The organism is Rheinheimera sp. (assembly GCF_030824435.1).
Classification (GTDB): domain Bacteria; phylum Pseudomonadota; class Gammaproteobacteria; order Enterobacterales; family Alteromonadaceae; genus Pararheinheimera.
Map to the genome: position 1 here is coordinate 1 of NZ_JAVBXS010000097.1, position 5,753 is coordinate 5,753.

5 protein-coding genes are annotated in these 5,753 nt (G+C 47.4%); all 5 read right to left on the reverse strand.

The features are described 5' to 3' along the window. Positions 1-864 (reverse strand): pentapeptide repeat-containing protein (locus tag RCH83_RS16090; protein WP_306523803.1); only part of this gene is annotated, 864 nt, incomplete at its 3' end. A 180-nt stretch (positions 865-1,044) separates the two neighbouring features. After that, positions 1,045-1,461, reverse strand: coding sequence for an organic hydroperoxide resistance protein (locus RCH83_RS16095; RefSeq protein ID WP_306523804.1), 417 nt, complete (start codon positions 1,459-1,461; stop codon positions 1,045-1,047). 261 nt (positions 1,462-1,722) lie between these two features. Further along, entirely contained in the window at positions 1,723-2,205 is a 483-nt protein-coding gene (locus RCH83_RS16100) for a MarR family winged helix-turn-helix transcriptional regulator (RefSeq protein ID WP_306523805.1), read from the reverse strand. Positions 2,206-2,284: 79 nt separating this feature from the next. Then, positions 2,285-4,246: a S9 family peptidase gene (locus tag RCH83_RS16105; protein WP_306523806.1), complete on the reverse strand. Its 1,962-nt coding sequence runs from the start codon at positions 4,244-4,246 to the stop codon at positions 2,285-2,287. Positions 4,247-4,350: 104 nt separating this feature from the next. Beyond that, positions 4,351-5,598 (reverse strand): MFS transporter, encoded by a 1,248-nt coding sequence (locus tag RCH83_RS16110; protein WP_306523807.1) that lies wholly within the window; start codon positions 5,596-5,598, stop codon positions 4,351-4,353. Between the last annotated feature and the right edge of the window lie 155 nt (positions 5,599-5,753).

The following is a 5,753-nucleotide window of genomic DNA, read 5'->3' on the forward strand; positions in this document are numbered from 1 at the left end:
CAGGGTCGTAAAAGTAACCACCGAATAATATAAACAGGTGCCAAAGAGCTGCAGTTGCTCAACAAAAGTTGAGGCCGGATCAAAGCGCAGAACTTCACCTGCGCTCATCACCCCCAGAAAAAAATAGGCAATGGCACAACAAAAAATCAGCGCCAGCGAAAAAATCACCACCCGTGCCGGCTCTTCGCCATAACCACAAAATACGTCTATCAGTTTGGATAAAAAACGTCTTTTACTAAATTTTGGATACTGAAAACGCCGCATCCGCAGCTCTTGCTGAATATATAAACCTGACAATACAAACAAACCTTCGTGTTCGGCCGCTTTGCGTAAGTCGCGGTAAATTTCTTCCGATTGTTCAAAATAATCCTGCGCCAGTGTCTGATCCCCGGCTTTGACGGCCTGTTGTGCGATTGCTTCCTGGCGTAGAGTTTTGCCCAGTTGCATATTTTCCAGCCGGGCTCCGGCCCATTTGACCCCCAGCAAATTCGCTTGCTCGGCGTTAACCCAATGCACATTGGCATCACGCAAATCGGCTTTCATCACATTGGCCTGGCTTAAGTTCACTTTATATAAATGCGCACCTTGCAAGTTGGCCCGGTATAAGTCGCTGAAACTTAAATCAAAACCGGTCTGGCCTGGCGCAGCAGCCAAATTCAGCCCGGCCAGTTGTGCTCTTTTTAATGCCAAGCCCCGCAGCTGACCGCCGGCACGGGCATGTTGCTCCAGCGCAGTTTTGTCTTCGGCTTTATCTTTGCAAATGGTCGGATCGTGCCAATAACACAAACCGGAAGGGCCGGCAGGCGCTTTACAACAATGTTTGGGGTCATCTTCCTGATAACAACAAAGGAGTTCGCTGGCCATAAAATTTTAGTAAGCAGATGGCAGGGGTGACATCAAGTGTAGTCAGGGTCAGGCATAAATTCCGGTTGTTAGCAGCGCAAAAATAACAGCAGCGGATCTGTGTTATTTTTGCGCCTTATTGCAGTGCAGCAGAACTATCTTCACAACTCAAAGACCAACCATCAGTTTGATAAACCTTGGTTATAACAGCAGCAATCGCACCACAATATTGCCTCTGGTGGCATTGGAATAAGGACAAACCTGATGTGCGGTCTGCAGCAGCGACTGTGCCAGCTCAGGATGCAGTCCTGGTAAGTTGACCTGCAACTCAATATCCAGAGCAAAACCAACTTCAGCCTGGCCAATACCCACTTCAGCTTTGACAGTGGCCTCTGCCGGCAACGTTTGTTTTTGTTGCATAGCAACAAATTTCAACGCACTTAAAAAGCAGGCGGCATAACCTGCAGCAAAAAGTTGTTCCGGGTTAGTGGCAGCACCACCGGCGCCCCCCAGCTCTTTTGGCATTGCCAGTTTCACATCCAATACACCATCTTCAGATACAGCACGACCATCACGGCCAGCAGTTGCGGTAGCGGCGGTTTTATACAGAACTTTCATTTTTGCTCCTGACGGCATCTGCCGTATTGAAATAACAATTATCGCGATAACTATATTGACCAATAAAACCCCGCTTTTATTGTTGTCACCAGCGGCAACAGCATTTTACTGCGGGGTTAAAACTGCAGCCATTACCTATGGTGCAATCTGTTGATGCTGACAATGTTATCGCAATAACTATTATCTCGCAAATTAATTTGTACTTTTTTTATCCTTCAAGCAAAAAACAGATCTAACAGATTGGAAATAAACAAAAAATAATTACAGCAACTGAGCCAGTTTCTGCCGTAACCTAACCAATTCTTCCCGCAGCGGAGCAATAGCGGGTTCCGTCAGACCACATTTAGCGCCCAATGACTGATTCACTTCACTGCCTTGCACCTGCAAGGCCCAACCTGCTTCGGTCAGACAAATATCCAACGCTCTTTCGTTGTCTGGTTGGCGGCGACGGGTTAATAAACCCAAAGCCTCCAGTCGTTTAATCACAGGGGTTAAAGCGCCGGAGTCAATCTGTAACTGTTCTGCAATGTCTTTTAAGGTCAGGCCATCTTTTTCCCACAAAATCAACATCACCAGATATTGTGGGTAGGTGAGGCCAAGCTGATCCAACAGGGGTTTATAAGCTTTGGTCATTAACAACGAAGTGGAATAAATGGCAAAACACAGTTGTTTGTCCAGCCGCAATGCATTTTTGCGTTCGGCCGATAAAGTAGCTGCTGGGTTATTGTTGGCAGGGCGGGTCATGGTGAAATCCAGTCGACAGAAACTTTGCCAAGGTTAAGCAGAAGGGGCCGGAAGGTCAAACCCTTCCGGCCATGCTTTATTACAGATGTTTTTGCAGGAAGCTTAAATAAGCTTGTTGTGCCGTAATACGGTTGGCTTTTTTGACAAAACCATGGCCTTCATCCGGGAACAACACGTACTCAACAGGTACACCATTTTTCTTGATGGCCGCCACCATTTCATCACTTTCGACCTGCAGTACCCTTGGGTCGTTGGCACCTTGCACCACCAGCACAGGTTTTTTCACTTTGTCGCCGTGGAACAATGGCGAAATGCGTTTTAAGCGTTCAGCATCTTTGGCCGGGTCACCAAGCTCGGCATATAAAGATTCGCGGAATGACTCCCACCAAGGCGGAATACTTTCCAAAGTACGCAGCCAGTTGGTGACGCCAAAAATATTAATGCCCACTTTAAATTCGTCAGTAAAAGCCATGGCCGCCATGGTTAAATAACCACCATAACTGCCGCCCATCACACCAATACGATCTGAGGCCACCCAGTTCAGCGACTGCAGATATTTTTTACCAAACACTATGTCCTGCAGATCGTCTTCACCATGTTTTAAATCGTCCAGATGATAAAAGGTTTTGCCATAACCACTGGAACCGCGATTATTGACCGCCAGCACGGCATAACCCTGATTCACCAGATGCTGAATAGTCGGGTTATAACCGGTACGGGACTGACCACCAGGGCCACCGTGGATCCAAATCAGCGCCGGCACCTTGGCGGTGTCTTTGGCTTGTTGTGGCCGGTACAACAAGGCCGGTACCTGCAGTCCGTCAAAACTGGCGTAACGCACCACTTCACTCATCACCAGATTTTTTTCATCAATAGCAGAGTCCAGCGCCTGCGTCAGGCGTTTTGCCTGTGCATCACCCACTTTCCAGACATATAAATTGGACGGGCTGTTGTCGGCATTGACATAAAAACTCAGATACTGGCTGTCATCAGAAAAGTTAATGCCGCGTAAATCACCTACCGGCAAGGGCGGCAATTTCAGCTCTTGTCCGGTGTTCTGGTCGAGGATCTGAATTTTGGTCGAAGCATCGGCATTCACCCCAACCACTTTAAATTTATTGTCTTTGCTAAAGTCGATAAAACTAATGTCCCAGTCGGCTTGTTGGTACAAACTGCTTTTGTTGCTGGTGATGTCATACAGCTGTGCCTGGCTAAACTCTGAGTTTTGATCTGAACCATAAATCAAAGTTTTAGAGTCGCGGCTAAAACCATGAATGGCAAAAGTAATATTGCCTTCATGCGGAGTTATATGTTGTGGCTTTTGTTCTTTGCTTTGTAAGTCAATGATATAAAGGTTGTTGTCGGCGTTGGTGCGCTCTTTACTAAGCGCCAGATAACGGCCATCATCGCTGACAGCGTCCACTGTTAAACCATCATTGTTCTGATATACCAAAGTGCGCTGGTAAGTTTTGGCGTCGTATTTATATAAATCAAAAAACTTCGGGTCGCGCTCATTGCTGGCCACCCAAAAGGCGTCATTGCCGTGCCAGTCTAAAAACATGGCTTTTAGTTTTTCACCAGGCGTAATGTCGGTGACAGTGCCATCCGGCGCCAATACATATAAATGATGCAACTCGTTGCCACCCTGGTCGGCGGTATAAAGCACCCTGTCGTCCTGTGGAAACCAGTCTACCGGCATCATGGCATCAGTGGTGGATTTGGTTAACTGCTGCCAGCTGCTGCCATCCAGACTGACACGATACAGGTTAAAAACACCGGTTTCGTCCGAAGCAACCAACAACGACTGACCATTGTGGTTAATTTTATTGCCCATATAAGATTTAGTGGCGTAAAACTGCTCCGCTGTATAAGAAGCTAATGTTGCTTCGGGAGCAGCTTTGGCAGCCTCAGTACTGGCGGCAGGTGCAGTGACAGCAGCCACCGGACTTTCGGGTGCTTTATTACAGGCAACCAGCAAACTCAGACTGACGGCAGCCATCAGTAATCCGGGTTTGCTGGTTATTCCTTTGTGACTATTCATGATGATTCCTTTTGAACTCACGTGCATTAAAAATGCAGCCACTACAACCCGACTGCCTGAACAAATTCAAAAACCAATCTAGGGGAAATCTGACTAAAATTCAATCAGCTATCTGATGAGTTTGCGTTGGCTAACTGGCTAAAATCCGGTCGGCGCAAGCGACCGCTGATGCGGTAACAAAACACCACCAGGATACAAAGCAAAAAACTGCCAAAATAAAGGGCCGGACCACCGAGCCAATCCAGCACCAAACCGCCAATCAGCGGTGACAACGAAAAACCTATGGCATATAAACTGGCAGCACCAAAATAACTGCCGCGCAAATTGGCGGGGGCAAGCTGGTCTAAATGCACATTCATATTTGCAAATAAAATCGCTTCTCCCAGACTCAATACCAAAGTGGCGCCCAGCCAACCCCAGTACCAGCTGATAGGATTCAGCGCATACCAAAGTTGCGACAATGCCAGCAGTAAGATGCCCAGATAAATACGTTTGACCACAGGCCAGCCCGACAACAACCGCAACAGCGGAAACTGACAAGTCACAATCACCAGCGAATTTAAAATACCCAAAGCGGCGATCAGGCTCACCAGCTCGGCAAAATGGGCGCGGGTCAGGTATTGGATCAGGCTGGAATCGGCATGGGCATAAATAAAGTTAATCAGAATATTGGCCACTATCACCAATAAAAATAAGTGGTCCTGTCGCAGAATTTGTAAGGTTAGTTTTAAATTTAACCCGGCCTGCGGCAGATGGTGCGGGCGCTGTGACCTGACTCGGTATAACCACAAAATACCCAAACCAAGGCAGGCATAAGAAAAAGCCGTCAGAAAAAACGCCTGCTGATTGCCACTAACGCCCGCCCAGATGCCCAGCAAAGGACCAACAGCGGCACCGGCATTCACCATAAAATACAAACCCTGCAGCGCCAGCTCGCGGTCTTTACTGTCCGGCAATAAATCCCCCAGCCAGGCTTTGCTGGGGGAATCCCACAAAGCACGTGGCAAAGTGGCTAAAAAAATACAACAAATCACTGCAGTTTTTGTTTCTGCCAGTGCAAAAGCACTAAAAGCACCAACACCGACCAAAGCAGCAAATAACAACAAAGGTTTACGGCCAAATTTATCGGATAAATAACCGGCATAAAAACCACTGACCACAGCAACTAACGCAGCACAGGTTAACCAAAAACCTACTTCAGCGGCCGACAACGCAAACTTGCGGTACAACAATACCGAAATAAAAGGCCATACCATGTAATAACTGCCACGAACAAAAAAATTGCCCAGCAGCAACATCCACACAGGAGCAGGTAAAGCTTTTAATCTTTGAAAACTGACTAAATCCGACACAGCGTACTCCTTTACAACCACTGCGACTATCCCAGGCTCCGGACGGCAAGGTCTTATGCAGCCCAAATGAGACGGCGTTATCCACGTCAGCAGGCAGCTGTTTTTCGCCGCTTTTTTTTCGCAAAAATCCACATCAACAAAGAAAATCAGACGGG

Bases quoted from the DNA above. Each gene is read 5' to 3' on its own strand.
- RCH83_RS16100 (WP_306523805.1), bottom strand. From the start codon at position 2,205: ATGACCCGCCCTGCCAACAATAACCCAGCAGCTACTTTATCGGCCGAA.
- RCH83_RS16105 (WP_306523806.1), bottom strand. From the start codon at position 4,246: ATGAATAGTCACAAAGGAATAACCAGCAAACCCGGATTACTGATGGCT.
- RCH83_RS16095 (WP_306523804.1), bottom strand. From the start codon at position 1,461: ATGAAAGTTCTGTATAAAACCGCCGCTACCGCAACTGCTGGCCGTGAT.